The sequence below is a fragment of the Paracoccus fontiphilus genome (assembly GCF_017356265.1).
Classification (GTDB): domain Bacteria; phylum Pseudomonadota; class Alphaproteobacteria; order Rhodobacterales; family Rhodobacteraceae; genus Paracoccus; species Paracoccus fontiphilus.
Genome location: NZ_JAFNAW010000030.1, coordinates 1 through 26,872, shown reverse-complemented (window position 1 = coordinate 26,872; position 26,872 = coordinate 1). Strand labels below are relative to the sequence as shown.

At 60.3% G+C, this 26,872-nt stretch carries 18 protein-coding genes and 4 pseudogenes; 11 read left to right on the top strand and 11 right to left on the bottom strand.

Annotated features, from left to right (window positions below; genetic code table 11):
• Complete coding sequence (locus tag J0F76_RS11755) at window positions 1-942, top strand: glycosyltransferase family 2 protein (protein WP_207469645.1); 942 nt, start codon at window positions 1-3, stop codon at window positions 940-942.
• A 19-nt stretch (window positions 943-961) separates the two neighbouring features.
• Here the strand turns inward: J0F76_RS11755 and J0F76_RS11750 are convergent, their stop codons facing one another.
• The gene (locus tag J0F76_RS11750) at window positions 962-2,179 is read right to left on the bottom strand and encodes a glycosyltransferase family 4 protein (protein ID WP_207469643.1); all 1,218 of its coding nucleotides are present in this window, start codon (window positions 2,177-2,179) and stop codon (window positions 962-964) included.
• A 176-nt stretch (window positions 2,180-2,355) separates the two neighbouring features.
• On the opposite strand from J0F76_RS11750, the gene J0F76_RS11745 reads away from it, so the two are divergent.
• On the top strand, window positions 2,356-4,980 hold the full coding sequence (locus J0F76_RS11745) for an AMP-binding protein (protein WP_207469642.1): 2,625 nt from the start codon (window positions 2,356-2,358) through the stop codon (window positions 4,978-4,980).
• A gap of 73 nt (window positions 4,981-5,053) precedes the next feature.
• Here J0F76_RS11745 and J0F76_RS11740 read toward each other — a convergent pair whose 3' ends face one another.
• The 4 genes from J0F76_RS11740 to J0F76_RS11725 form a co-directional block, all read right to left on the bottom strand.
• Complete coding sequence (locus J0F76_RS11740; protein WP_207469639.1) at window positions 5,054-6,400, bottom strand: hypothetical protein; 1,347 nt, start codon at window positions 6,398-6,400, stop codon at window positions 5,054-5,056.
• The gene (locus J0F76_RS11735; protein WP_207469638.1) at window positions 6,397-6,999 is read right to left on the bottom strand and encodes a polysaccharide biosynthesis/export family protein; all 603 of its coding nucleotides are present in this window, start codon (window positions 6,997-6,999) and stop codon (window positions 6,397-6,399) included. Before J0F76_RS11735 ends, J0F76_RS11740 begins: the two co-directional genes overlap by 4 nt.
• 167 nt (window positions 7,000-7,166) lie before the next feature.
• On the bottom strand, window positions 7,167-9,659 hold the full coding sequence (locus tag J0F76_RS11730) for a tetratricopeptide repeat protein (RefSeq protein ID WP_207469636.1): 2,493 nt from the start codon (window positions 9,657-9,659) through the stop codon (window positions 7,167-7,169).
• 117 nt (window positions 9,660-9,776) lie between these two features.
• Window positions 9,777-10,466 carry a sugar transferase gene (locus tag J0F76_RS11725; RefSeq protein ID WP_207469633.1) on the bottom strand — a complete coding sequence of 230 codons (690 nt, stop codon included), beginning with the start codon at window positions 10,464-10,466 and terminating at the stop codon, window positions 9,777-9,779.
• Window positions 10,467-10,796: 330 nt separating this feature from the next.
• On the opposite strand from J0F76_RS11725, the gene J0F76_RS11720 reads away from it, so the two are divergent.
• Genes J0F76_RS11720 through J0F76_RS11710 form a run of 3 tightly spaced genes read left to right on the top strand, consistent with a single transcriptional unit; the run spans window position 10,797 to window position 14,059 of the window.
• On the top strand, window positions 10,797-11,696 hold the full coding sequence (locus J0F76_RS11720) for an ExeA family protein (RefSeq protein ID WP_242690159.1): 900 nt from the start codon (window positions 10,797-10,799) through the stop codon (window positions 11,694-11,696).
• Window positions 11,693-13,210, top strand: coding sequence for a GumC family protein (locus J0F76_RS11715; protein WP_207469632.1), 1,518 nt, complete (start codon window positions 11,693-11,695; stop codon window positions 13,208-13,210). The genes J0F76_RS11720 and J0F76_RS11715 overlap by 4 nt, the downstream gene beginning before the upstream one ends.
• A gap of 18 nt (window positions 13,211-13,228) precedes the next feature.
• Window positions 13,229-14,059: a CpsD/CapB family tyrosine-protein kinase gene (locus J0F76_RS11710; protein ID WP_207469630.1), complete on the top strand. Its 831-nt coding sequence runs from the start codon at window positions 13,229-13,231 to the stop codon at window positions 14,057-14,059.
• A gap of 177 nt (window positions 14,060-14,236) precedes the next feature.
• On the opposite strand, the gene J0F76_RS11705 is transcribed toward J0F76_RS11710, so the two are convergent.
• Window positions 14,237-15,409, bottom strand: a complete 1,173-nt coding sequence (locus J0F76_RS11705) for an IS5 family transposase (RefSeq protein ID WP_207469673.1) — start codon at window positions 15,407-15,409, stop codon at window positions 14,237-14,239.
• A 173-nt stretch (window positions 15,410-15,582) separates the two neighbouring features.
• Between J0F76_RS11705 and J0F76_RS11700 the strand changes: the two are divergent.
• Window positions 15,583-15,903 (top strand): annotated as a pseudogene (locus J0F76_RS11700) (IS5 family transposase); the annotation flags it as partial.
• Window positions 15,904-16,158: 255 nt separating this feature from the next.
• On the opposite strand, the gene J0F76_RS11695 reads toward J0F76_RS11700, so the two are convergent.
• Window positions 16,159-17,187, bottom strand: a complete 1,029-nt coding sequence (locus tag J0F76_RS11695) for an IS110 family RNA-guided transposase (RefSeq protein WP_207469625.1) — start codon at window positions 17,185-17,187, stop codon at window positions 16,159-16,161.
• A gap of 74 nt (window positions 17,188-17,261) precedes the next feature.
• Here J0F76_RS11695 and J0F76_RS11690 point away from each other — a divergent pair.
• A pseudogene (locus J0F76_RS11690) lies at window positions 17,262-17,444 on the top strand (IS5/IS1182 family transposase); the annotation flags it as partial.
• Window positions 17,439-18,149: pseudogene (locus J0F76_RS11685) on the top strand (transposase); the annotation flags it as partial. The pseudogenes J0F76_RS11690 and J0F76_RS11685, both read left to right, overlap by 6 nt.
• Before the next feature lie 27 nt (window positions 18,150-18,176).
• On the opposite strand, the gene J0F76_RS11680 reads toward J0F76_RS11685, so the two are convergent.
• The 3 genes from J0F76_RS11680 to J0F76_RS11670 all read right to left on the bottom strand — a co-directional run bounded on the left by J0F76_RS11680 (window position 18,177) and on the right by J0F76_RS11670 (window position 20,974).
• Window positions 18,177-19,121: an IS110 family RNA-guided transposase gene (locus J0F76_RS11680; protein ID WP_207469615.1), complete on the bottom strand. Its 945-nt coding sequence runs from the start codon at window positions 19,119-19,121 to the stop codon at window positions 18,177-18,179.
• A 201-nt stretch (window positions 19,122-19,322) separates the two neighbouring features.
• The gene (locus J0F76_RS11675) at window positions 19,323-20,336 is read right to left on the bottom strand and encodes a coiled-coil domain-containing protein (protein WP_207469608.1); all 1,014 of its coding nucleotides are present in this window, start codon (window positions 20,334-20,336) and stop codon (window positions 19,323-19,325) included.
• Window positions 20,337-20,350: 14 nt separating this feature from the next.
• The gene (locus J0F76_RS11670; protein ID WP_207469606.1) at window positions 20,351-20,974 is read right to left on the bottom strand and encodes a hypothetical protein; all 624 of its coding nucleotides are present in this window, start codon (window positions 20,972-20,974) and stop codon (window positions 20,351-20,353) included.
• A 208-nt stretch (window positions 20,975-21,182) separates the two neighbouring features.
• Here J0F76_RS11670 and J0F76_RS11665 point away from each other — a divergent pair, with 208 nt between their 5' ends.
• Both J0F76_RS11665 and J0F76_RS11660 read left to right on the top strand, forming a co-directional pair.
• Window positions 21,183-24,767 carry a glycosyltransferase gene (locus tag J0F76_RS11665; protein WP_207469604.1) on the top strand — a complete coding sequence of 1,195 codons (3,585 nt, stop codon included), beginning with the start codon at window positions 21,183-21,185 and terminating at the stop codon, window positions 24,765-24,767.
• Between the two features lie 99 nt (window positions 24,768-24,866).
• On the top strand, window positions 24,867-25,730 hold the full coding sequence (locus J0F76_RS11660; protein ID WP_207469602.1) for a hypothetical protein: 864 nt from the start codon (window positions 24,867-24,869) through the stop codon (window positions 25,728-25,730).
• Window positions 25,731-25,971: 241 nt separating this feature from the next.
• Here J0F76_RS11660 and tnpA read toward each other — a convergent pair whose 3' ends face one another.
• Entirely contained in the window at window positions 25,972-26,343 is a 372-nt protein-coding gene (gene tnpA, locus J0F76_RS11655) for an IS66-like element accessory protein TnpA (RefSeq protein ID WP_341351589.1), read from the bottom strand.
• 190 nt (window positions 26,344-26,533) lie between these two features.
• Between tnpA and J0F76_RS11650 the strand changes: the two are divergent.
• Window positions 26,534-26,707, top strand: a pseudogene (locus tag J0F76_RS11650) (transposase domain-containing protein); the annotation flags it as partial.
• Between the last annotated feature and the right edge of the window lie 165 nt (window positions 26,708-26,872).

The following is a 26,872-nucleotide window of genomic DNA, read 5'->3' as shown; positions in this document are numbered from 1 at the left end:
ATGGCCTCGGCATCCCGCGCCTATCTTCTGGTTTCACCCTGCCGGAACGAGGCGGAATACATGCGCCGCACGCTGGACAGCGTGATCGCCCAAAGCGTGCCGCCGGCGAAATGGATCATCGTCGACGACGGCTCGACCGACGAGACGCCGGCGATCCTGGCCGATTATGTCGCGCGCCATTCCTTCATCCAGGTCGTGACCAAGCCCGACCGCGGCCATCGCGCCGTCGGCCCCGGCGTGATCGAGGCGTTCTACCATGGCCTCGACCAGGTGGATGCCGGGGCTTATCCCTATCTGTGCAAGCTCGATCTCGACCTGGATCTGCCGCCCCGCTATTTCGAGATCCTGATGACGCGGATGGAGGAAAATCCCCGCATCGGCACCTGCTCGGGCAAGCCCTGGTTCCGCAATGCCGCAGGCCGGTGGATTTCCGAAAAATGCGGCGACGAGATGTCGGTCGGCATGACCAAGTTCTATCGCCGCGAATGCTTCGCCCAGATCGGCGGCTTCGTGCGCGAGGTGATGTGGGACGCGATCGACTGCCACAAGGCCCGGCAACTGGGCTGGATCGCGGTCAGCTGGAACGACGACGCGCTGCGCTTCGAACACCTGCGTCCGATGGGGTCGTCGCAGAAAAGCGTCTTCACCGGCCGCAGGCGGCATGGCTTCGGGCAATATTACATGGGTTCCGACCCGTTGTATTTCGTCGCCACCGGCCTCTACCGCATGGCGCATCCCCCCTATGTCCTGGGCGGACTGGCGACAATCCAGGGCTTCTTCGCCGCCTGGTTGCGGGGCGAAAGGCAGCATGGCGACGATGCCCTGCGCGCCTTTGTCCGCGCCTATCAGCGCCGCGCGTTGAAGGTCGGCAAGGCCAGGGCGGTGGCCGAGATCGAGGCCGAGCGCGCCGACCGCTGGTCGCCCCCGAACCCTGCCGCCTGATCCCGCCCGGAACGCGCGTTCAGTCCGCCGCAAGGCCGAGGCAGGCCGCCAGCTTTCGGGCCTCGCGGTCGATGTCGAAATCGGAGGCGACCCTGGCCCGGCCCGCATCCCCCAGAACACGCGCCGCCGCCGGGTCCGCCAGCAGCGCGATCATCGCCCCGGCGAAATCCTCGACATCGCCCGGCGCCACGATCCGGCCCGAAACGCCATCCTCTACCAGTTCGGGGATACCGGCGATGCGGGTCGCAAGCACCGGGATGCCGGTGGCCATCGCCTCCATCAGCACGACCGGAACGCCCTCGGCAAAGGAGGGCAGGGCGAACAGGTCGGCCCGCGACAGTTCGGCCGCGACCTCGTCCTGACTCAGGTAGCCGGTGAAGCGGACGGCATCCGCCAGCCCCAGCTGGCGGCAGCGGTCTTCCAGCGCCGCGCGGGCGGGGCCGTCGCCGATCAGCGTCAGGCGGGCATCGGGAAAGGCGGCGCGGGCGCGGGCAAAGGCTTCCAGCAGCACCGGCACGCCTTTGGCGGCGGCCAGGCGGCCGATGAACAGGATGTCGCGGCCGGGCGTGTGGCCGGGATGGGGGCCATAGCGGTCCGGGTCGATGCCGCAATGGACGATCCGCAGCTTGTCCCAATGTTCGGGGGCGGAATGCAGCATTCCCTGGGACCGCGCGAAATGGCTGATGCAGGCCACATGAACGGCGCGGGCGATCTTGACGTCCAGCCGCCAGCGCCCGGTGTCCCAGAAATCCGCCGGGCCGTGCAGGGTGAAGCCGTAGGGGATGCCCGACAGTTCGGACGCCAGCATCGCCACCGAGGACGAGGCCATCGCGAAGTGGTTGTGGATCCGGTCCACCCCCTGGCGGGTCAGGTGGCGGGCCAGGACCATCGCCTCCAGCAGGTAGAAGAGCTGCCAGACCGTCGCCTTAATGCCGGCCGGCCGGGTCGCCAGGGCCAGGCGGATCGTGCGCCACAGGCGGCCGGGCCGCGCTAGCGACCAGAACAGCGCGTCAAGGCCGGCACGGGGATTCTTCGCCGTCTCGATCACGTTGAAGGTCGTCGCCGCCGCCTGCCGTTCATCCGGGCCGCGGTGATGCTCGGGCCCGGTGCGGCGGATCGAGCAGGTCGTCACCTCGACCCCGAGTCGCCGCAGGGCCAGAACTTCGCGCAGGATGAATGTATGCGAAACGGCCGGATATTCGCCGGTCAGATAGGCAATGCGGACGGGACGCGGCATGGGAATGGGAAACACAATCTCAGGACAGGAATGCAGGCGCCGGCTTCCGGAAAAGACGCGAACAAGTCAACACAATAAAAGGCGCAATATTATCCAATGTTAACTGGCCGTTCGTAGGTGGCTTGATTTACATTTGCAAATGTAGCGTATTTTTTCTTAGTTCTCCGGGTTCTTATATGAATATCCATGCTTCGGCCAGCCTTCACGGGCGTGCCGTTCTGTCGCTTCCTGCCGCAAATGATCTGGGTTTTCTTGAAGCCGTCTTTTCCTGCCTCAAGGAAGGGCGGCTGTTTTCGATCACCCGCAATCCAGGCGACCTGGAAAGGCTTGGCCTTCCGGTCGAAACAGCCCCGTCCGGCCTGTCCGGAACGGGCTGGGGACATTTCACCCATGTTCCGCGCATCAGCGACCAGCCTGCCCAGATCGTGTTCACCTCGGGAACCGAGGGTCGGGCCAAGGCGATCCTGCTCAGCCATCGCAACCTTGCGGACGTGGTGGCGCGGCTGAATGCCGCGATGGGGGTCGATGCCGGCATCCGGGAGTATATCGGCGTTCCCGTCAGCTATTCCTTCGGTCTGGGGCGGGCACGGGCCGTGGCCGCCGCCGGTGGCGCGGTCTTCCTGCCTGACCGCTTCGATCCCCTGCAGATCGGCGACATGCTGGCGGCAGGCCAGATCAACGCGATCTCGGCGGTGCCCAGCCTTTGGCGACAGGTTCTGGCCGCGCCCCAGGCGATCGGCCGGCACGGCGACAAGGTCCGCTGGATCGAGATCGGCAGCCAGTACATGGCAGCGGCCGACAAGCTGGCGATGCGCCAGCTTTTCCCCAAGGCCCGAATTCTCCAGCATTACGGCCTGACCGAGGCTTCGCGCACGACGTTTCTCGACATCGCCGCCACGCCCGAGGCCGCGCTGGAATCGGTGGGCCTGCCCGCCCATCCCGACGCGCTGCGGATCGGCGATGACGGGGCCATCATCATCCGGGGCGATCACGTCGCGCTTGGACAGGTGAACGAAGGGGGCGATATCCGCCCCCTTGCCGATGGCGGGGGCTGGCTGGAAACCCGCGACCGGGGCGAGATCCGGGACGGGCGGCTTTACTACCTCGGGCGGCTGGACGACCAGATCAACCTGGCCGGCATCAAGCTGGGGGCCGAGGGCCTGGAAGCCGAGATCCGCCGGATGGTTCCGCTTGCGGGCGATCACTTCGCCATTGCCCCGGTGCCCGATGCGGCGCGGGGCGAAGCCGTGCTTCTGGTCATCGAGGAGGCCGCCCGCGACCAAGAAAGGCTGATCGAGGAAGCCGCCCGCCTGAGCCTGTCGCGACGCGGCGTCCGGTCCAGGCAGGGGGCCGGGTCCGCGCTGAAGCTGCTGCATCTCGACCACCTGCCGCGCACCGGGACCGGCAAGGTGCAGCGCCGCCTGCTGCCGGAACTCTGGCAGCGGCAGCACGACATCCCCGCACCCGCTTCCTTGCCCCCGGCGGCTGTCGATCTGTCCCCCGACGAAGCCCGCCTTGCCGGCATCTGGGCCCGTGTCGTGGGCGAGGCGCGTTTCATCCCCGAGGCCAGCTTTCACGAGCTGGGCGGCGATTCCCTGAGCTCGGTCCAGATCGGCTTGGTCATGGAAGCCGAGCGCCTGCCCCGGCCGGTCATCCGCGCGACCCTGGAAGGCCGCAGCCTGCGTGAGGCGGCGGCGCTGATGGACGGCCTGCCCGTGTCGCGGGACGCGGCGAATCTGCCCGATGCGACGCGCCGCAGCTGGGCCGTCACCATGACCAGGGCCGTCGTGGCCTTGTCTGTGGTGCTGTCCCACTGGGGTCCCGGCTTCTTCGGCCGCCTCGGGATCGCCGATGCCGCGGAAGCCGTCCTTGCCCCCTTCTACCGGATGGGGACGCCGGGCTTTGCCGCCGTCTTCGGCATCGGCATCGGCACCTTCATGCTGCCGGGCTTCGCCGAAAAGCGCGCCTCGGTCCTGCGTCGGCTGAACGGGTCGTTCCGGCTGGTTCTTCTGGGGCTTGCGGTTCTGGGCGCGATCCAGCTGGCAGATCTTCTGGCGCGGGGGCAGACCATCGACGGCCTGGCGGTCGCCAACAGCTTCTACGGGGTGCTGGCCTATTATGCGCTGATGCTGGGCACGGCGCGCTGGTGGCTGCCGGCCTTGGCGCGGTTGTCGCAACCGCTGCCCTGGCTTCTGGTGGGATTGCCGCTCTTGTGGATCTGCTGGCAACTGGTGCCGTCGCTTCTGCCGTATCAGCAGATGCAGTCGCTGCTGGAATGGCCCCGGCTGATGCTGGTGGCGGGATACAGCGTCTTCAAGCTGACGGCCATCGCCTCGGCCGGGATGGCGGTCGGGCTCTGGTTCGCCCAGCAGCGCGACACCGGGCGCGCGGCCCTGATCATGATGGTGGCGGGGGGGCTTGGCAGCGTGGTGATGGCGCTGACCCTGATCGAGGCCCATGGCATCGATCCCTTCGGCGACCGCGACAGCATCTTCTTCACCTCGTTGCCGGGCCTGATCTTCTACCTGTCGCTTGCGGTTCTTCTGACGGGGATCATGCTTGCGGCGCTGTCGTCCTGGGGGACATGGCCGGCCCCCGTGCAATTGCCGCTGAAGCTGCTTCTGGTCGTCGGCGGGCTGGCCCTGCCGATCTATGTCTTCCACGGCCTGGTGATCCCGGGGCGCGATCTTCTGGCAAGCTTGGGCGTGCCGGACGGCCTTGCGCTGGCGGTGACCATGGGCCTGTTCCTGGCCAGCATGGCGCTGTCCGGCCGGTGGTTGTGGAGGATCTATTTCGACTGAGGCCGCCGCAGCGGCTGCGGCGCGACGGGCGCCTTTCATGCCCAAGGCAGGTCCGGTCCGGGCCTGCCGTCCTTCAGCGCAGGAAGCTGAAGCTTCGGTTCACGCCCAGATAGACGCGATCCTCGTCGTCGCGTTCGCCGTCGCCGTCCTTGCTGCGGATGATGTTGGCGCCCGCGACCAGGGCAAAGTCGCCCGGCAGGGCGCGGCTGTAGTCGAGGCCGAAGGACACCGATCGCGCGTCCTGGTTGTCGCCCGACTGCACCTCGCTTTCGCGATAGCGGATATTGGCGGCGATGGTCGACACATCGGAAATCTGCCGGCTGTAGCTGGCGGCGACATCGGTGTTCAGCGCCTCGTCGCCATCGTCGTCGGTGACCCCGGCGCGGCTGAGCGAGGCCTGGACTTGGGAAACGCGGCTGAATTCTTGGCGATAGGAAATCTGGAAGATCGGATCGTAATTGTCCCTGAAGCGCGTCACGCCGACCTGCCCGGACAGGTCGAAGCGGCGCAGTTCCAGGTTGCGCCCGATGTTGAAGTCTTCTCGCCGTCCGGCCGTTCCGGGCTCGGATCCCAGCGACAGCGACCAGTCGCCCAAGGGGCGCGCGCGGGTCAGGCCAAGGCGCAGCGACGGCCCTTCGGCTGTTTCGAGGACGCCCTCGTCGAAGCGCCGGATATTGGTGCGGGCCAGTTCGACATCAAGGTTGGTCAGCTTGTCCACCTGCATCGAGGCGCCCGCGCCATAGCGGTTCGACCGACTGTCGTTGCCGTCGTCGCCATCGGTGCGGCTTGCCTCGGCCAGGATGCGGGCGCGGATCAGGGGCGTCGGCTCCAGGTAGACGGCGATGTTGCCGCTGCGGGTCTCGTGGTCGTCCAGGTCGGGATCGGTGGTGCCGCTGTAGTCGCGCTGCAGCCAGGACAGGCCGAATTCACCCCCCAGCTTGGACTGGCTGCCGAAGACATAGGTCAGCCGGGCGTCGGTCTGCGCCACGCGGCCTCCGTCCAGGGTGACGAATTCGTTGCTGAGGTCGTCGAACAGAATCTCGCGGTCCAGGTCGTTCTCGCGATAGCCCAGCTCGAACTCGAGGGCGGCGTTGCGGGCGCCCCGGCGGAACAGCAGCCGGCCCTGCGGATCGCCCAGGGCGAAGGTGCTGTCCTCCTCGGGGTCGTTCAGGTGGAAGGGCGCGGACAGGTTGAACTGCAGCACCTGGGCGCGAGTGGCGCGGCGGATGGACAGGTCCAGCGGCGTGATGCCGATCAGGTCGCCGTCCTCGACCGCCAGCTGCTGCCCGACGGTCAGCTGCACGCCGGGCGCCGACGGATCGGCGTCCTGCGCGGCCGCCGCCAGCGGCAGCAGGACCGCCAGGCCCGCGACAACCGTTCGGAAGGGACGGCCCGACCTGCGCCTTGCCGCCCTTGTCACTCGAACAGGCCGCGCTCGGGGACGATGATCACGTCGCCTTCGGCCAGAACCGGGTCGAGGTTCATGCCCGAGCCGCGCATGATCGCGGCATAGTTCACCGTGATGACCTGGCCCGGCATCGCGGCGCGGCGCAGCTGGATGCGCTTTGTCGCGGCGAAGGGGGTCAGCCCGCCCGCCTGGGACAGCGCCTGCAGGAAGGTGGTGCCGGGCAGCACCGCCTTGGGGCCGGGGGCGCTCGCCTCGCCCATGATGTAGATGTTGACCACGTCCTTCTCGGCCTCGGTCACCGGCGCGTCCAGCGGCATGGCGGTCACGAAGACGGTGGGCGGGGATGCCAGGACGCCGGCCAGCGACTGGCTGATGCTGTTGCTGACCGATGTGGGCGACTGGCCCGCCACCCGGATGCTGCCCGCATAGGGGAAGTTGATGGTCCCGCCCGGAAGCACCGCCACCGTGCGGTTGAGCGAGGCATCCTCCAGCACCTCGATCATCAGCCGGTCGCCGGTCTGGATGCGGTATTCCTGTGCCAGGGCGGTTTGGCCGAAGACCAGCGGCAGCGCCAGAATGGCGGCCAGCATGAAACGCAGCATGATCGTCATGGATCAGTCCCTTCGTCTGTTCCCCGGCCGGAACGCCCTTTGGCAATTTCCGTCCGGGATCAGTTGTTATCACAATGACATGGGCAGGAAGTTAAGGGAGAGAAAAAATCGCCCCCTGTCACCACAGGATCACAGGCCCGCCGCAGCCGTTCAAGCGTGGTGGAAGGTCAGTTCGCCGCCTGTTCCGGCGCCCCCGTTCCGCCTTCCGCAACCGTTCCCTGCGCCGCAGCGGGATTGTCCAGCCGGGCCTGCGCCTCGCGCGCGGCGGTGATCGACCGGCCTTCCTGGCCCTCGGGCAGCATCTCGAAGCCCTTCTGCAGCTGCGCCTTCGCGGCCTCGGTCTTGCCCACGGCCTCCTGCACCACGCCCAGGTGCAGCTGCACCACGGGATCGCCTGTCAGCGAGGCCGCGGCCCCTTCGAGATAGGGCAGCGCCACGGCGCTGTCGCCGTTCAGGTGCTGGATCCAGCCATAGGTATCCATGAAGGCGGGCACGTCGGTATCCTTCAGCCGGCGCGCGACCGCCGAGGCGCGCGACAAGGCGGCGGGATCGTCGGACTTCCAGGTCGCCAGCAGGCTTGCCAGGTTGTTGGCCACGATCACCGAGGACGAATCGCGCGCGTAAAGCTGTTCATAGATGGCGATAGCGCCGTCGACATCGCCCTTGCGCTCGATCAGGCCGGCCTTGCTCCACAGCAGGTCGGGATCGTCGGGGATGGCTGCCAAGGCCTGTTCGGTCAGGGCAAGCGCGCCGTCCATGTCGCCTTCCTGCGAGGCCAGCCGGATCAGCGCAAGGTGCGGCGGCAGGTCGCTGGGCTGTTCCTCGATCAGCGATTGGAAAATCGTCTTTGCGCCGGGCAGGTTGTCATTCGCGGCCTGCGCCAGAGCCAGGGCCATCCGCGCGGGGCGGCTGCCGGGTTCAGCCGTGACCATGTCCCCGGCGAGGGTCAGGGCGGCGGCATTCTGGCCGGTTGCCAGCTGGGCGCGGATCAGGCTCAGCTTTGTGGCGATATCGGCATCCGCCGCATTGGCCTGCTGTTCCAGATGGCCAAGGGCCGCGGCCTCGCCTTCCTGCGAGGCCAGCCGGTTCAGATCCAGGCGCTCGGCCGTGGCGACGGCCTCCTCGGTGCCGATCTCGCGCAGGCGGGTGATGACCCCCTCGGCCCGCGGCAGGTCGGGCATGGACAGGTAGACCTGGCCAAGCGCCTGCAGCAACTGCAGGTTGTCGGGCGCCCCGCGCAGGGCGGGCAGGATCGCATCTTCGGCCGGGCGCCAGCGTTCCTCGCTTGCCAGCCGGGCTACCAGGCGCAGCGTCTCGGGCGCCGCGTTGTTCGAGGCGGCGGCGGCCTGCGACAGGTAGTCGCGCGCCAGATCCGGCTCGCCCGCGCGGTCATAGGCATCGGCCATCAGGCTCATCGCCTCGGCGTCGTCGGGCGACTGGTCCAGGACGGCGCGCAGGGACAGGACGGCATCGTCCACCTTGTCTTCCCCGATCTGCCAGGCCGCCTTCAGCTTCAGAGCGCCGGGATGGCTGGCGTTCTGGGCCAGCACCTCGTCGACCTGGGCGCGCGCCCCGGCCTCGTCGCCGGTTTCCACAAGCATCCGCGCCAGCTGGACCTTCACGTCGCGCGAGGTGTCGCCGGGTTCCGTCACGCCTTCCAGGACCGTGCGGATCTCGGCAATGGCCTCGTCGCGCTTGCCTTCCTGGAAATCGAAGCCGGCGCGCAGCGTGCGGAACAGCAGGGGATCGCCGCCCTCGGCGATGATGCGGTCCAGTTCCGCCTGCGCGGCTTGCGCGCCGCGCTGCATCTCGACAAAGCGGACAAGGTCGGCGCGGGGGGCAGGATCGTCCGCCGGGGCCGCGGCGGCCAGTTCGCGCAGAAAGGCCTCGGCGCGGTCGGGCTGGTCTTCGCTCATGTAGAAGCGAACCAGATCCGCCTTGGCCTGGGTGTTTTCGGGGAACTTCGCGATGGTGGCGCGCAGATGCGCCTCGATGGCGGGCTTGTCCTCGCGCTCCGCCAGAAGCGCCAGCCGCTGCATATAGCGCTGCGGGTTGTCGGGCTGCAGTTCCAGAAGGCGGGCGGTCAGCCGGTCGGCCTCCTCCATGTCGCCGGAACCGGCCGCCCGGTCCAGAAGGATGCCCATCAGCAGCGGGTCGTCGGCCCGTTCGGCGGCCATGCGGGCCGCTTCCTCGCCCAGCTTCGCGCGTTCCCCGTTATCCTCGGCCAGGGTGGCATCGCGATAGCGGCGGGCCAGATCCAGCACCTGCACGTCCGGATCCTGGGGCGCAATCTCGGTCGCGCGGGTGGCGTGGCGGACGAATTCATCGGGCTGCTGGCCTTCGAAGGCCAGCCGCGCCAGCGCGACCCGGACTGCCAGGTCGTCGGGATACTGTTCGGCCAGCCGCAGGTACTGGCTGTAGGCCTGTCCCGCGTCGCCCCGGTTACGATAGGTCTCGGCCAGGGTCTTGCGGGCCTCGTAATGGGTGCCCTCGATGTCGAAGACGTTGCGGAACTGGACGATGGCGCGGTCCACGTCGCCCTGTTCCAGCAGTTCCAGGCCCGAGCGGTAATATTCCTCGGCCCGTTCCGCCGAGGTCTTGCAGCCCGCAAGCGACAGGCCGAGTCCCAGGACCAGCGTGGTGGACAACAGAAGACGCATGCCCCGCCGGGCGGGAAAGGGGCGGAAAGGAATGTCGGCAATCATGATAAGGAAAAGTCTCGTCGCTTGGGCGCGGCGGACGACGTTCTGACGCCCAGCCACGGAAAAACATGCGGCTCAGTATCCGGTGCCGCGCAGAACCACCACAACGGTCTTGGCCAGGATCTTCAGGTCGAGCCAGCCGGACAGATCGCGATGATAATCCTCATCATAGCGTACCCTTTCCACGAATTCCGACTCATTTCGCGCCGAGATCTGCCACAAGCCGGTGATCCCCGGCCGCAGCCGGTAGTAAGCCCGTCCGCGATACAGGTGCTGCTGGTCCACCATCATCGGGCGCGGCCCCACCAGCGACATGGTGCCGTTCAGCACGTTCAGAAGCTGCGGCAGCTCGTCCATCGAGCACTTGCGCAAGACCGCCCCGATGGGCGTGACGCGCGGGTCCTGCTTCAGCTTCTGGGTGCTGTTCCACTGCTCGCGCGCTTCGGGGTCCTGTTCCAGATGCGCCGCCAGGCGGTTTTCGGCATCGACCACCATGCTGCGCAGCTTCCAGATCCTGAACACCCGACCGTTCCGGCCAAGCCGCTTCTGCACGAAGAAGGGATTGCCGCCGTCGCAGGCGACCAGCAGCGCCATCAGCAGAATCAGGGGCAGGGTCACGGGCGATGTCAGCAGGACCAGCAGGATCTCGATCAGCCACTTGGCCCCGTTGCGGTAGAGGCCGCGATCCGGGACCTGTCCGGAAAAGCCGATGTCAGGCAGGGCAAGATCGGGCTTGAACTCGGTCAGGCGCGTATTGATCGTCAAAACTTCCCCCACCGAGGAGCACCGTGAAACAAACACCTAGGGATAGCCGGCGAACATGCCGAAATCCTGACGTGACGGAAAAACACCTTCCGGCAGGCCCGGAGCGCCCTAGCAACAATTCCCTGCTTAACATGTGCCGCCAGTAGGCTGAAAGAGAAGATTAAAAATTTCGTAAAATTTGATGCAAATGTCATATAGCGTAAAGGCGATACCGCCCGGCATCTTGTTTTCACTTTTAGGAAGTTGGCCTTTCGCGACCGGGCGTCAGGCTGGCAAATCCCCGCCTGCCCGGATATATCGGCCCCATGTATTTTCGGAGCACGTGACAGGTTGAGCCAGTTCTATCTCGAGCATTACGGCTTTGCTGTCCGCCCGTTCTCGATCCTGCCGGATCCCGGGATGCTGTTCTGGTCGGACCGGCACAAGAAGGCCTTTGCCGTTCTCGAATACGGGCTGATGACCCGCGCGCCCCTGACCGTCGTCACCGGAGAGGTGGGGGTCGGCAAGACCACGCTGATCCAGGCGTTGCTGCGGCGCACCGATCCCGACATGCGCATCGGGCTGATTTCCAACGCGCGCGGCGATCGCGGCGATCTTCTGCGCTGGATCCTCAACGCCTTCGACATTTCCGCCCCGCCTGGCGCCGATTATGTTGACCTGTTCCAGACATTCCAGGATTTCGTCCTGTCCGAATATGCCGAAGGCCGTCTGGTCGTTCTGATCTTCGACGAGGCGCAGAACCTGGGCGCCGACACGCTGGAAGAACTGCGGATGCTGACAAACATCAATTCGGGCACGGACGAGCTTTTGCAGCTGATCCTGCTAGGCCAGCCCGAGCTGCGCGAGATCATCACCCGCCCCGAACTGCGCCAGTTCGCGCAGCGCGTCAGCGCCACATTCCACCTGGGCAGCTTCGATGCGGAAACCACGGCTGCCTATATCCGCCACCGTCTGCAGAAGGCGGGCGGCACGGGCGCCGAGATCGACGGCCCCGCCTCGGCCCGCATCCATGCCGAAGCGCGCGGCGTGCCGCGGATGATCAATAAGATTGCCGATCTAGCCCTGGTCTATGGCGCGGCGGCCGACCGTCCCGCCATCGGCGCCGAGATCATCGACGAGCTAATCCGCGACGGGCTGATCCTGACGGCGGCGCCCGAGCCCGGCCTTTCCGACCGCAGCACCCGCTTGGTGCTGGCCCATGAACAAGAACCCAAGGGCAACGCGACATGATCGACCTGCGCTTTTACTGGTCCCTTTTGATGCGGCGCCTGCCGGTGATGCTGGCGCTGTTCATCATCTGCTCGGTCTTCGGCGCGGTCTGGGCGATCCGCGCGCCGGCGACCTATTCGACCTCGGCCCGGCTGCTGGTCGAAAATCCCCGCATCCTCGAAAGCCGCGAAACGACCGAGGATTCGGCGGGCGAGATGCTGCAGGTGATCGAACAGCAGCTGCTGACCCGCGCCAACATGATCGACGTGGCCAACAAGCTGAACGTCTTCGGGTCGGGAAGCACGTTGGACGTGGACCGGAAGATCGAAGAGATGCGCGCCAATACCGACATCCGGCGCACAGCCGGCCGGGACGAGGCGACGATGATGACCGTGGGCTTCACCTCGCCCGACCCGCGTATCGCCGCGGGCGTGGTCAATGAATTCACCACCCTAATTCTAGGGGCTAACACCCGGTCACGTGTAGGAGTGGCCGAGAACCGGCTGGCCTTCTTCCAACAGGAGGTAGAGCGGCTGGGCCAGGATCTGGACCGGCAAAACGCCCTGATTCTGGATTTCAAGCGCCAGAATGCCTCGGCCCTGCCCGAGAATATGCCCTATCGCCAAGACCGTCAGTCGCTTCTGCAGGAACGCGTGGCGCGGCTGGAAAGCGACCTGTCCGTCTTGCAGGCGCAACGCGCGGAAATGGTCCGGCTGTTCGAGCAAACTGGTACCGTGCAGGCCAGCGCTGCCCCCCAGACTCCCGAACAGCAGCAGCTGGCCACCCTGCGGGCTGAACTAAGCAGCGTCTTGGGCGTCTACAACGAGGACAGCCCCCGCGTCCGCGCCCTGCGCAACCGCATTGCCAATGCCGAACGCGCGGCCGAGGCGCAGGCTGTGCCCGAGTCCGGTAACTCCGGCAATTCGCTTCTGGACGTGAACCTATCGCAGATCGACAGCCGGGTAACTGCACTGCAAAATGAAATGACGCAGGCTAACGTGGAATTGGACATGCTGGCAGAGTCCATCACCGCCTCAGCCGCCAATGCCATTGCACTTGGCGCCTTGGAACGCGACCAGATGAACATCCAAGCCAGCTACAACGCCGCGGTGGCAAGCCTCGACCAAGCCCGACAGGTCGAACGGGTCGAAACCTCGGCCCAAGGCCAGCGCATTACCGTGATCGAGGCTGCCAGCGTTCCCGGTCAGCCCTCGGGGCCGAACCGCAAGAAGATCGCCTTGGCGGGCATTGCACTGGGCCTAGCGTTGGCGGGCGGGTTCTTCGCCTTGATGGAGCTTCTGAACAGCACCGTCCGCCGGCCAGCCGAATTGCAGTCCCGGTTCCAGATCACCCCCCTGGCCGTCATTCCCTATATTGAGGGGCGGGTCGAACGCCGCCGCCGCCAGTCTATCCGGATGGCCGCGGTCTTGGCGGTGATGATCATCATCCCGCTGGGTCTGTGGGCGCTGCACACGCAATACATGCCGCTGGACCTTCTAGCGCAGAAGATCTTCAACCGCTTGGGCCTTGGCTGAGCAAGGAAACGTCCGGTCATGGAAAAACTGCAAGCCGCCATTGAGATTGCCCGCAGGAAGCGCGAAGCCGAACGCGATTCCTCCTCGGCCGGAACGCCGCAGGCCGATGCTGCGCCTTTGGCTCCCGGCACGGAAAAGGATGAGCTGTGGCTGGGCCTGACGGAAACCGAGCTGGATCGCGCAACGCTTGTGCGCGGGCGGATCCTGTCGCAAAGCGCCTCGCAGGAATCGACGCCTTTCGATGTGCTACGCACCAAGATCCTGTACCAGATGCGTCAGAACGGCTGGCGACGGCTGGCGATTACCTCACCCCTGCCGAAGTGCGGCAAGTCCACAACGGCAGTGAACTTAGCTCTCGCCCTTAGCCGGCAGCCGGAACTGCGCTCTATGCTGTTCGACTTCGACCTGCGCGGACCTTCGGTGGCGGAAAAGCTGGGGCTGCCGCAACCGCCCTCGATTGCGCCGCTACTGCGCGGGGAACGAAGTCTGGCCGATCACGGCCGACGAATTGGGCCAAACTTGGCCTTGGTTTTGTCGGGAGAGCCGCAGGCCGACCCTACCCGCCTGCTGATGGCGGACGCCACCCGTGACACGCTCGCCCGGCTCCAAGAGGATTATGCGCCGGACGTCATGATCTTCGACCTGCCCTCAATCCTGATCGGCGACGATGCCCGCGCCTTCCTGCAGCATGTTGACTGTGCTCTGATCTTGGCCCGTGCTGACCAAACTCGTTATGGCGATTTCGACAGATGCGAGCGCGAGGTCGGCGAATACACAAATGTTTTAGGTGTTGTCCTGAACGGATATCGCCACAGCGACGGGCTGGTAGATGTCGAAGGATCGGCATGACAGAAAAGTTACGTGATTGCATCGAGGTTGGCCCATTCAATCTGGAACCGGGAACCCTTATCAGGCCGCTGAATTAGTCGGAGAACCGGAATGGTTTTCCGTCTTAGCAACTGTTGAAGATCATGCTCAGGTCCTTCGGCGCTCGAAAACATGGGTGCCTGGTGCCTCGTCTGGTGGTCATACCCCCAAAAGCCGAGGCAGCCGGGCCAGGTTATTGGCGGCCATTGTCAGGATGAAGCGGGACCTCACCCGTTCGACGCCACGGTAGACGGTTTGGGCCATGCCGCCGACGGTCTTGGCCCAGCCGAAAGGCTCCTCAATCAGCTTGCGACGTTTGATGGACAGGGCATAGCCTTTGTGTCGAGTAGTGCGTCCATCGATTGCCGAATGCCGCACTTTCTGGGCAACATGCGGGGTGACGCAGGCTTGGCGCAGATCGGCCACAAAGCCGGTCGCATCATAGGCCTTGTCAGCCCCTAGCGTCAGTTTTCGGGTCGAGCCAGGGGAATGACGATGCAGCATGTCGAGCGCGGCCTTCCGTTCGGCATGGCCGTCGGCCTGTGTCAGGTCGCCCTGAACAATCAGCCCGTGGCGGTTCTCCATCAGCGCATGCCCCATGAAGCAGAGCACGGCACCCGCGCCAGGCGATTTCTTGTAGAGCCGGGCCTCCGGGTCGGTCGTGGAGGCATGGGTCGCGTTGGAGCGCTTTTCGCCCTTGAAGTCGACCTCGGCATTGCGGCTGCGATGGTTGGCGCGGGGCATTGGGGCAATCTCGGGGTTAGCGGCGGCGGCCTGGTTGTCAGAGACGTAATTCTGGGCGGGCGGACCGCCAGGGCCCTCGTCGTCGGGCGGCGTGTCCTCGGCCTTCGGCTTGAAGCTTTTCATCGACGCCCAGGCCTTGATAAGGGTGCCATCGACTGAGAAGTGATCGTCTGACAGGAGGGGCGCGACCTCGCGATGGGCCAGGATCGCCGCCATCACCTTGCGCGACATCTCGGTCGTGAGCAGCCGGTCGCGGTTCTTCGAGAACACGGTTGGCACCCAAACCGCGTCATCAATCCCGAGACCCACGAACCAGCGGAACAGCAGGTTATATTGCATCTGTTCCATCAATTGCCGCTCGGAGCGGATCGAGAACAGGATCTGGAGCAGGCTGGCCCGGATCAGCCGCTCCGGTGCGATCGAGGGGCGGCCGAAATCAACATAAAGCCAGTCGAAATCCTCATCGAGGCTGGCGAGCGCGTCATTCACGACTTGGCGGATCTTACGCAACGGGTGTCGCGCAGGGATGCGGTCCTCAAGATCGACATAGCTGAACAGCGATCCGCTTGTCTCGTCCGTGCCCCGCATGATCACCCCCGCCGTCATTTGGTCGGCGATGAATCATGTTCTTCATTCGGCGTCGAGGCCTGACTATTTCAGCAGCGTGTTAAAGTCAGGCACTCCACTTCATAAAACGGGACCGTTTAAAACTAGGTTCTGTGGGGATTCACACCCGGGGGCTGATGTGATTCATAGTCAGGATGGATCGCAATGTTCTGACGGATGCCCAATGGGCGAAGATTGAGCCGCACTGTCCGGGTAAGCCAAGCGACCTTGGCCGCAGCGGGAAGGACAACCGGCTGTTTCTGGAGGCGGTGCTGTGGATTGTGCGCACGGGCAGTCCATGGCGCGACCTGCCGGAGCGGTTCGGCAACTGGAGCACGGCGTTCCGGCGGTTCCGCGATGGGCGGGAAGCCGATGTTTTCAAACGCATATTCGATGCCCTGTCGGATGAGCCTGACCTGGAATACGCCATGGTCGATGCCACGATCGTCAAAGTCCATCGCCATGGTCAGGGCGCAAACGTATGGCCCGCTCCGTCTGCAAGTGACAATTCTTCGATGGCATGATCAGTCTGCACAAACGTATCCGGCATGTCGGCACAATGGCCGCCGCCAAGATGGAGATCCGCGCGTCACGATCCTCATAAAGGGGCCGGCCTCAAGGGGCCATTTTGCGCCGGAGGTTTTCGCAACGCCGATCGACCGTCAGGCCATCTTCCTTTCACCACTCGCAGCTTGTTGCGTCCGGCCAGGTTCAGGGCGGGCGCATGTTCCTCAGCCGGCCATCTGCGGCACGGCTTCGTAGTTCCGGCCTTGCCGCAGAAGCGCCCAAACAGTGCGGGCCATCTTCGCGGCGAGGGCGACAACAGCGACGTTGGGATGGGTGCGCACAAGCAGCGCCCGCAGCCAGTCGCCTACCACAGTATTCGTCTTCGCCAATGTTGGCATGGCAGATCGCGCGCCCTGGATCAGCATCTTGCGCAGGTAGCGACTGCCGCGTTTCGTGATCCCTAGCAGCTTCGGCTTGCCTCCCGTTGTCGCCTGCCTAGGCACCAGACCTAGCCACGCAGCCAGATCGCGTCCTTTCGTGAACGTCGCGGCGTTGCCGACAGCGGCCACCAATGCGGTGGCGTTGAGCGCACCAATACCCGGAATGCTTGTCAGCCGCCGGGCCCGCTCATCGGTCCGGGCTATGGCCGCGAACTCAGCATCAAACGCGGCAATGCGGCGGTCCAGCTCGTCCCACCGCGTGCGCATGTCACCGAGCAGGAAAGCCATGCGCGGGCTAAGACGACCCGTGTCGACGTCCAGGAAGTCCGCGAGCAGGCGGCGCAACCGGGCATGGCCTTGTGCGACAACATAGCCGCGTTCCAGCAAAAGGCTCCTGATTTGGTTGGTCAGCGAAGTGCGCTCTCCGACCAGCCGATCCCGCACCCGGTGCAGCGTCTGGACGTCGAGCTGCTCTTCGCTCTTGAGTTCAACAAAGCGCATGGTGGGTCGTGTCGCCGCTTCGGCAATTGCCTCAGCATCGCGGTCATCATTCTTCTGCGCCTTGACGTAAGGCCGAACATATTCCGGCGACATCAGCCGGATCTCATGCCCAAGGGCTGCCAGCGACCGCCCCATGTGATGAGCGCCGCAACACGCCTCCACAGCCATGATGCACGGGGGCAGCTTCGAGGCAAAGGCGATGACGCCTTCACGACGCAATCGCCGGCGCACCACCACTGTCCCCGCGCTGTCGAGGCCGACGACGCTGCAGCGGTTCTTGCCCAGATCGATGCCAAGGATCACAATGCTCATGGTCCGCTCCTCCCTCCATTGAACACCGACATCCTACACGGAGATCGGCGGGAGGGGCGGGCCATCCATAAAGGGGGACTCAGAGCCAGGCCATTGGCCGCTCGAAAGGCGGCATGACGACCAAGATCCTGGCCCTCACCGATGCCTTGAGCAACCTGGCCCGCTTCCGGCTCATGCCGGGCCAGCGCTACGACAGCGTCGACGTGCCGCCGCTGATCGACGGGATCGCCTTTGACGGGTTAATCGCCGACAAGGCCTTGCGCCAACTCAAGGGCTATACCGGAAGGATCCGCCGGGAATTGCGCCGTCACTTGGAGGACATCGCCGAAGGTCCGCTGCGCCAAAAGGTGCTGGAGGCGCTCTGGCTGGTCGGCCGCCTGCTCGAGCAGACGCCGAAGAGCAAGAACAAAATCTATTCCCTGCACGAGCCCGAGGTTGACTGCATCTCCAAGGGCAAGGCGCGGGTCCGATATGAATTTGGCACGAAGGTCAGCCTCGCCACCACCCTTGATGGAGGCTTCGTGGTCGGCGCCCGCAGCTTCCCCGGCAATCCATACGACGGTCATACCTTGGCGCCTGCACTCGAGCAGGTTGCCATCCTGATCGACCAGGTGCCGGCTCTGGCTGTGGTCGACCGTGGCTATCGCGGCCACAGCGTGACCACCACCAAGGTCCTGATCAGCGGCACAAGACGCGGGCTCACCCCGCTGTTGGCAAAGCTCCTCAGGCGACGAAGTGCCATTGAGCCGGAGATCGGGCACATGAAGACCGACGGACGTCTGGCCAGATGCCCGCTGAAGGGCCGCATCGGCGACGCAATCTTCGCCGTCCTCTGCGCCTGCGGTCACAATATCCGCAAGATTCTCGCCCATCTCAGGACTCTTTGGGTCCTGCTCTTTCACCTGATCGGGGCAATGATCCGGCCCGAAACGTCCCATCAACGCGAAGCATTGGCTGCCTGATAAGGTTGTTCAGAGTATCCGTCTTGGTCAAGCAGGTTTAGGGACCCAATTGCGATCGGCTTTGACGAGAGCGTTGGCAGTCTCGATGAGCTTGCGCATGAGCGTGACGATGGCCACCTTGGCGGGCTTTCCCGCCGCGCGCAGGGCGTGATATTTCGCCTTGAGATCGGGGTTGAAGCGCATGGCCACGACGGCGGGCATGTAGAGCGCGTCACGCAGGGGCTTTCGCCCGCCGCTGATGAATGACTTTCCCTTCCACTGACCGGACTCGCGGCTGTGCGGGACAAGGCCGGCGAGACTTCCGGCCTGCTTTCTGTCGAGGGTGCCGATTTCGGGCAGGAAGGTGAGGATCAGCGCGGCTGCGATGGGTCCGAGGCCGGGGAGCGAGCACAGGATCTCGCGCTTGCGCTCCAGGGCTTTGTCGCAGGCGATATGGCGTGCAATCTCGGCATTGAGCTCGGCGAGCTGACGCTCGACGAGGGTCAGGCGCGCCTTGATCTGGCGTTTCAGGATTGGATTGAGCTGCACATGGCTGCGGTTGCGCAGGCGGGTGCGCTCCTTGACCAGTGCCGTCCGTGCCACCTGCAAGTCTTTGAGCGAAAACAGGTTCTCCGCAGCGGGCGCATCCGGTTCCAGCTTCAGGGCGGCCCCCATCCGGGCCAGGATGCGTGCATCGACGGCATCGGTCTTGGCCCGCGTCCCGCACGCTTCGGCAAAGCGACGGGCCTGCAGCGGATTGACCTTGACCAGCGGCAGCTTGCCCGACAGCGCCGTCTCGAAGGCCCGATGATAAGGCCCTGTCGGCTCGAAGACGATGCGGGCGACCGGCGTCTGACCGAGCCAGCGGATCAAGGCCCGGAAGCCCCGGGGCGCGTTCTCGAACCGCCGCGCCGCCTGGTCTTCCAGCCGGAAGGCGTCGAGATGGGTTTTCGAGATGTCGATGCCAATGGTATGTTCAGTCATCTTCGCCATGTCCTATGCTTGTCATGCGTGGCGCAAACACGCGTATCCGTTCAGGCCCCTGGTGAAGACGGCGGTTGATCAAACTCTGAAGCGGTCCTTGCTGACCTAGCAGATGACGATCCAACCGCCGCCACTGCCCGCCATGAATGGCGTGGCGGGCAGTGGCTCCTGTATACCCTCAGGAGCCACTCCCTGAATAAGACAAGCCGACTAAGTATTTGATGGCTTTTTTAAACGTTGCATTCGTGTTTTTAGAGCGCGCATTGGTGCTGTTACCCGCCACGATGTGCTAGAATGTAATTCGGAGATGGCGAATTGATGGCTTTTAAGAAGGCTATTAGTCTTGCGGCGCTCTTTATCTATTTTGTTGACGCGAGACAGCGTTTCGTTTAACTTTATTGTCATTGCTAGTATTTCATCATGCCGGCGATTAGCTAGCCGATTTAGTTTTTCAGCTTGGTTAATGAGATTTTCGCGTTCATCCGCCATACTGCTTAGCGCTATTTCGCGAGAAATTAAATCAGATTTAGCCTTGGCAAGTTCCTTTACTCTCAAATATTCAGCTTCCTGTATTTCAATATAGCTCTTATGTAGGGCATCGTTCTTATTAATTAAGGAATCTATTTTAATTTGACGGTTATCTGCAAGAGTCTTAGCATCACGAGCCTCTACTAAAGTTTTTTCAAGATGCACCGCAGCTTCGGATAAATCTGCTTCTCTGCGGGCTAGTTCAGCCATGGCTTTCGCAAGCTGCGTTTCTAATTCGGAAATATGTTTATTGCAATCGGCAACATTCGTGTCCAAGGAGGTAAGCTTCAACTTCAACTCAGTGACCTCTGTAGTACGTATTTGCGCCTCAGAGTTGGCATTTGATAATGCCGCATGAAGGTCATTCAGACGAGTGGATAGTTCTACTCGTACAACTTCTAACGACATAATGTTTGATGTAGTGCGAAGTGTCTGCTCAGATAATGCATTAAGACGCATCGATTGCTCCGCTAAAGCTGCTTGTAAAGCACCTTTCTCTGCTTGCAGTTCTTCCACTTGGCAACTTAGATCGAAGTTACTACTCTCGAGGGTTGAAAGCGCAGTAAAGTGGTCAGCCTCGCTTCTTTGTGCTGACAGAACTTCCTGTTGTAACTGTGCTATAATGACAGCCTGAGGATCTCCTGATTCTTCCTGATCTATCCTAGTTTCAGCTAGTTTGTTTATTTCATTGTTCATGTTGTCATCTGTTTTTAGTTTTGATCTAGTTTATAGGCGGCCGATCCTTGGCCATGTTCGGTAACTTGAAAGAACTGTTCAATTGCGAAGCTAACATCTTTATGGTGTAAAGTGTTCGGCTCCACTTGAAAGTGCGCCATTCTACCAATAATTTTCTGAGGCGTGATTAATTTTTCAACCAACTGATACTTTGGTCGATCAACATAATCATCGAATAGAACTATGACGGGCTTTGTCACCTGCAGCATTGCGCTGATCAGGCATGCGGTGCGGAACCGTCCATCAATCAAGATCACGTCAGGATGGCGGAAGTATGGTTCCTGCCAAATAGCGTTTGGATAGCGGTGGAAAGATCGCCACTCACGATCGTTCAGCACACGTCCCCAAGGTCCTGTCGGACCGATATCGACGTAATATACAATGACTTGCCCTGGATGCTGAGCCAGCCGGAGATCCGCTCTCAGGTTGCGTGCCCACTGCCTATCGCTTTCAACGCTCAACACATACTTTCTTGGCATAGCACTGGCTATGCGGGTGGACGCACCCGACCCGTACTCGAGAATGACACGCGCATGGTGGTAAGCCTCAGTCAGGTGCTTCACTTCAGCTGCTGGCATAGATTGGGAGCTTTTAGCCATAGGACATGATCCTTAATGATGCCATTCGGCTACTTCTTGTAAGAAAAGTGTTTTTATCGATTAGCACTGTACTGCCTCTCTTGCTAGCAAGAAGCGAACGGTGCACGAAGAGGCTGCCTTGAACAGGCAAAACCTGTTGTACCCAAGAACATGGCTCAGTAAGAGCTAGGTGACTTTGACCCCGATCGAAGACAGGAAGATAGTACTTATGACGTTTGAAGAGCAAGTCGCGCTGGCGAATTCAACCAAGCATGTTCATCATAAATGGTATAAAAGCAACTATCCGGATGTCGCCCTGCTGAAGATGGACCCATGTGCGCACTATGTGCTCTACGGCGCTGACATGGGTCGTAATCCAGGAAGAAGTTTCAATACGAAATTCTACCTTGAGACCTATCCCGATGCGGTTGCTAGCGGGATGAATCCTTTAGTGCATTATGCGCTACATGGTCAAGGTCTAGGATATGCAACCCGCCCGTCATGGAGATCTGCCGGGGTTAAGCAGGTAGGCTTACTCCGTACGAAGCTCTTATCGCTTGGCTTGACTGATCGCGCTGTAGCTGAACTAGAAGTCCTTTTGCAAAATGCACCGGACGCAGAAGCTCGCATCATGGCTGCGCAAGAGCTCGGCTTATGGAATATGCGCCTCAAAGTTACCGAAGGATATCAAATTGCTATTGATTACCTGAAAAGTGCTCGCGCCGAAGTGCCTGCCCTCAACGTCCGCCGCAAACTGGCAGTGGCCGAGTTGATGTGTCACCACTTTCTGAGTGACTTGGAAGCAGCCCATGCTTGTTACGAACGTGCGGCTTTGGCAGGTGAAATCAGCGATGATCTAATTCTAGCTAGCGCGAACTTGGAACAATCCATCGAGGAAAGAATTAATCGAATTAATCGGGTGCTAGTTGGGTCGGGCATTCCGGAGGTGAAATTAACCGATAACTTCAGTCTCTCGCCATATGATCGGCTAACATCGGCGGTGGCTTTGCCGAAGGTAGACGGAGGGCCAAAGGTTACCGTTCTTATTGCTGCTTATGAAGCCTCGGAGACGCTACCGACAGCTTTGCGCTCGCTTCAGCAACAGACGTGGCAAAATCTTGAAATAATCGTCTTAGACGACTGTTCTCCCAATCCTGATACCATCAGTGTTGCAGAGGAATTTGCTGTCCGTGATCCTCGAATTCGTGTGATCAAAATGGAGGAGAACGGTGGCGCTTACATCGCCCGCAATCGTGGTTTAGACGAAGCAACTGGTGAGTACGTCACTCTGCACGACGCGGACGACTGGTCGCATCCGAAGAAGATCGAAACTCAGGTCCGCTTCATGGAGGAAAACCCTCAAATAATGGGCTGCACCTCGCAGCAGGCCCGGACAACACCAGAACTTACCTTCCCTCGATGGGCCGGAGCATCAGCTTCAATTGGCATTACTCGGCATAATATGTCGTCATTTATGGTCCGCCACCACCCTGTATTTGAAGCAGTTGGATATTGGGACGCTGTGCGTTTCGGAGCTGATAGCGAAAAGATTCAACGTGTTCGTACGGCATTTGGAAACGACAGTGTTGCTTTCATAGAGACCGGACTGCTGTCATTTCAGAGAATTTCCGAGAGTTCCATCGCTTCGAGTGACTCTTTTGGATACGAGGGATTTTTCTTTGGAGCGCGAAGGGAATATCTTCAAGCGCAGCAAGATCATCGTAAAAAGACTTTCTGCTATAGCAATCCAAAGCAACCAAACTTCGGCGTGCCACGCGTCATGCATCCCCTGCGCTCTAAACAGACTACACATTTCGACGTAATAATCGCTTCGGAGTTCAGAATGAAGGGAGGAAGTACGCGATCTAACATCGAGGAAATCCTATGTCAGGCCAAGGCTGGACTGAGGACTGGCCTTGTGCAGATGTATCGCTATGACTGCCCCGATCGGGGGATTATCCCGGAAGTTCGCGAACTGATAGATTCTGGTCTGTGCACTGTTATTACACATGGGGAAAGTGTATCTTGTGACTTGTTGACCGTCCGATATCCGCCAGTGCTAGACAATGTTCATCGGTATCTTCCAAAAATTGATGCGAAGACAGTTAACGTCATTATCAATCAACCTCCAATGAGTGATTATGGTCCAGATGGTATCAGGCGCTACTATCTCGAGAACTGTGCTAAGAATGCACGTCATCACTTCGGGAAAAACGCTACATGGTACCCAATTGGCCCGTTAGTACGAGATGCTTTGCATGAACATCATCATTCAGAATTGTCTCATATTAACCTGTCTCCAAATGACTGGTGTAACATTATAAATGTAGAAGATTGGGATCGCGGACAACATAAGTTAACAGGAAAGTTGCGGATCGGCCGCCATTCGCGAGACCATGAGCATAAATGGCCGACTGATAAAGAAGATATTCTTTCCGCTTACCCAAATGCGGATGATGTAGAGGTGCATATCCTTGGCGGTAGCCAAGCCGCAGCATCAATCATAAATGAAGTTCCCAATAATTGGACGGTCCATGAATTCGGCAGCTTGCATCCAAGAGAGTTTCTGCGGGATATTGATGTTTGGATTTACTTTTCCAATCCTGGCTGGGTGGAAAGCTTTGGTCGGGCAATTATTGAAGCAATGGCAGTTGGCGTCCCAGTAATATTGCCTGAGGTCTATCGATCGCTGTTTAAAGATGCAGTTCTTTATGCTACGCCGAAAACTGCGCTATCCTTGGCACGAAAGCTGCACTCTGACCCTGAAGCTTACTATGCTCAAGTTAAGAAGGCGCAGGAGTATGTTCGTGAAAACTTTGGCTACGAGATGCATATTAATCGCATTCGGAAGGCCATAATTGAGGGCGGTTTTCAAGCCGCTTCCCAAACGGCCTCTATTGATGCAGAGCTTCCTAAAATTCCTAAAATTCCTAAAATTCCTAGTAAATCCGGAAAAACCGCATATGCAGAGCTAATGGATCTGCCACAACTTGATCTAAGTGCGGGTGATTGCCCTACAGTGCAACAAGCATCTCTCTTAAGATGTCATAGTAAAGGACATCGCTTTGACTTTCTCTGGTCTCCCAAAGCCGACGCAAAGCGCCTATTCGTGATTTTTTCTGGAGATGCGCGCCGAAACAAGATCTCGCCTCCTGTTTTCCAACGGTGGAAATGGGCTCCGCACTTTATAGGACATTGTCTTTACGTATCCGACCCCATGTTACATATGCATCCTGATATGGGACTTGCATGGTATGCAGGAACAGTAGATTGTGATCCGTTAAAAGAAATTATACTTCGGGTGAAAGCGCTTTTGACGTCGCTAGGACTAAAAGATCAAGATGTTTGCGCTTACGGCTCCAGTGGCGGTGGCTTTGCTGCTCTAAGAATGGCGGCGATATGGCCTGGCATATCTGTGGTCTCTATCAACCCTCAAACTAATATTGCTAACTTCAAGTGGGCATCACCCGATCTTTATGCACAAGTATGTCTTAATCGTCCGGATCGACATGCGGCGTTATCAGATTTTCCTGAGAGAATGGACTTAGTACACCAGGTTGATAAACTGAGAAATCGTAGAATTGTTTTGGTGCAGAATACGTTAGACTCTCACCACTTCGAAAAACATTATAAGCCATTTTGCTCGGCTATGGGAGTACCCTACGAAGCTAACTTGAACACAGGAAATTTTCGCCGTATATTATTTTCACATGAGGGCGGACATGCCAAGGCGGAAACTCCTGAGGTGTTTGCTACCGCTATGTCTATAGTGCAGAGAAATTTTGCTTCTTCGAATTTACTAGAAATAGCTTGAAGAAAGTTGAGACAATTGCCAGAACTTAATGCAAAATAGAGAAAGTAGATTGCTTGTTTCGCATGTTGGCTCGCAATCATCACCTTCTTAGGACCATCTATGTCTATATTTTCTGCTGTGAAAGAGCTATCTAAACGTTACGAGACGAACGCCTTAGGAAATGGTGGCGTAGAGTTTATGATGGATGGATATTCAGTTGAGTTTCATGATAGAGGCCTTGAAAGGCTAACTGTAACCTTCATTGCAAGAATGCCAGAGAAATGGAAGAAGCCGGCAACTGCTCGTAAGGGATGGGGCTACGAATTTCTACAAAAAAAAGGCACATCTGCACTGCATGTGAAATCTGATAGAAACACATGGTATCGCTTGCCGTCTATAAGGAACTTCTTTGAAGATGCTAACAGTGTAGGCTTTTTTTCGGCCTTCGAACATACTATGACATACGGTACATCTATGGGCGGTTATGGTGCACTTGCATTTGCAGGCATAGTTGGGGCCAATGCATGCTTGTCTTATAACCCGCAGATCAACTTAGGGCAAAGCGTTAGAAGCTGGGAAACTAGGTTCAGTTCAGCAATGCAGTATAGCTGGGATGATCCAACATTTAACTTGAATGATCAAATACGCGATGTGAAATTGCCTGTTGTAGTTTACGATCCTTATTATAAGCTTGATCGTAAGCAAGTTGAGCTTTTGTCAGGCGGTCACGTCATTAAGCTTCGTGTGCCGTTTGTTGGGCATCATATGCCAGATCATTTTCGTGCATTAGGTTTGTTAAATTGGATGTACTCTGAGTGTGAAAGCGGTGAAGTTGATAAACATGAATTTTATCGGAGAGTGCGTGAACGTAGGCATCTTCTTAGGTATCGTAATGTTATGCTGAGTGCAGCAAACGGGAATATTCATAGATATAATCGAATAAATAGGCTCCTTCCTCAAGAAAAACTGTTAGGTGATCCATAGCTGTTTATAGGTGTTTGATCTCATGGTTTGATGGTGTGATCCATTTCTTTGGAACGGAAGGATGCCTTGGGGGACAAGTTCGTCATGGAAGCGCCACGACTACGCACGCTGTCAGAGCTGCGATGATGAGGGCTGGCCCTCCACCGGTCCTAGGTCGGCCCGAATGATCGCAAGCTTCGCTCGCGACGCTGAGGCGGGAACTCGGCATCAATCCCAAGACAGTGGCGAACCGGAAGGGCAATCATTGTGGGTCCAACACGGTCAGCAGCGCCGCGAGATGTGAAGGGGCCGGGGGAGCAGGGATCGTCATGGACCGTCCTTTGGTCAGCGTGATGTCGATCCGGTTGTCCCCACTTCCTTGGGGGCGCATATCCGTGGGCTCTGACTCAGTGCCCTCTATCACCAAGGGCACAAAGCCTTCTCCAACGTCCGTACAACCGAGCGTCCTGTGCCGATACTCACGCCGCCAGATCGACAGTAGAGACCGCGAGAGCCCATTCCGGCGTGCCGTCGCTGAGCCCTGACGGTAGCCGAGTAGGCTCTCTTCGACGATCCGAACCTTGTCCTCATCCGACCATTGCCGGCGACGACCAACATCATCGGCGGCAAAGATCTCGATTGGTGAAGCAACTGTAGCGCATGCGCGAGTGGTGAGTCATTATACCGTAAACGGCGGCTGAACCCCACATTGTCTGGCTGAGGGGGTGCTGCGAAGTCTTTTTCATCGGCTGATGGGGAGTGCGTTTCGAAATGTGTGCCAAGAATTCGTTTCTCACTTCTCTGGGCGTGGAGAGTAGAATGAACGGGTGATGGCCCTCAACCGCAAGAACGCTCTCTTCGCCGGTCATGACGAGGGCGGGTGATCCTGAGCCCGCATTGCATCCCTTGTCGCCACCGCAAAGGTCAACAGCGTCGAGCCCTTCGTCTACCTCAAGGCAACCTTGGAAGCCGTCGCAGCCGGCCACCCGCAGGCTTAGAGCGACGACCTGTTGCCTTGGAACTTCGTAACCGCCCGATTTCCACCGCCTGCCTGAGCGTGGGGTGATCGGCTAAAGCACGTGTATAGCGACGTCGTTAACGACGTATCTTATGCGGGGCTTTCGATGCGCGGTGACATTCTGGGTTTGGAACGGCGTCGTCGC

Coding starts and splice junctions, on each gene's coding strand:
- J0F76_RS11745 (WP_207469642.1), top strand. CDS start 2,356: ATGAATATCCATGCTTCGGCCAGCCTTCACGGGCGTGCCGTTCTGTCG.
- J0F76_RS11730 (WP_207469636.1), bottom strand. CDS start 9,659: ATGCGTCTTCTGTTGTCCACCACGCTGGTCCTGGGACTCGGCCTGTCG.
- J0F76_RS11695 (WP_207469625.1), bottom strand. CDS start 17,187: ATGAGCATTGTGATCCTTGGCATCGATCTGGGCAAGAACCGCTGCAGC.
- J0F76_RS11665 (WP_207469604.1), top strand. CDS start 21,183: ATGACGTTTGAAGAGCAAGTCGCGCTGGCGAATTCAACCAAGCATGTT.
- J0F76_RS11735 (WP_207469638.1), bottom strand. CDS start 6,999: ATGACGATCATGCTGCGTTTCATGCTGGCCGCCATTCTGGCGCTGCCG.
- J0F76_RS11680 (WP_207469615.1), bottom strand. CDS start 19,121: ATGGCGAAGATGACTGAACATACCATTGGCATCGACATCTCGAAAACC.
- J0F76_RS11755 (WP_207469645.1), top strand. CDS start 1: ATGGCCTCGGCATCCCGCGCCTATCTTCTGGTTTCACCCTGCCGGAAC.
- J0F76_RS11750 (WP_207469643.1), bottom strand. CDS start 2,179: ATGCCGCGTCCCGTCCGCATTGCCTATCTGACCGGCGAATATCCGGCC.
- J0F76_RS11715 (WP_207469632.1), top strand. CDS start 11,693: ATGATCGACCTGCGCTTTTACTGGTCCCTTTTGATGCGGCGCCTGCCG.
- J0F76_RS11705 (WP_207469673.1), bottom strand. CDS start 15,409: ATGCGGGGCACGGACGAGACAAGCGGATCGCTGTTCAGCTATGTCGAT.
- J0F76_RS11710 (WP_207469630.1), top strand. CDS start 13,229: ATGGAAAAACTGCAAGCCGCCATTGAGATTGCCCGCAGGAAGCGCGAA.
- J0F76_RS11675 (WP_207469608.1), bottom strand. CDS start 20,336: ATGAACAATGAAATAAACAAACTAGCTGAAACTAGGATAGATCAGGAA.
- J0F76_RS11670 (WP_207469606.1), bottom strand. CDS start 20,974: ATGGCTAAAAGCTCCCAATCTATGCCAGCAGCTGAAGTGAAGCACCTG.
- J0F76_RS11660 (WP_207469602.1), top strand. CDS start 24,867: ATGTCTATATTTTCTGCTGTGAAAGAGCTATCTAAACGTTACGAGACG.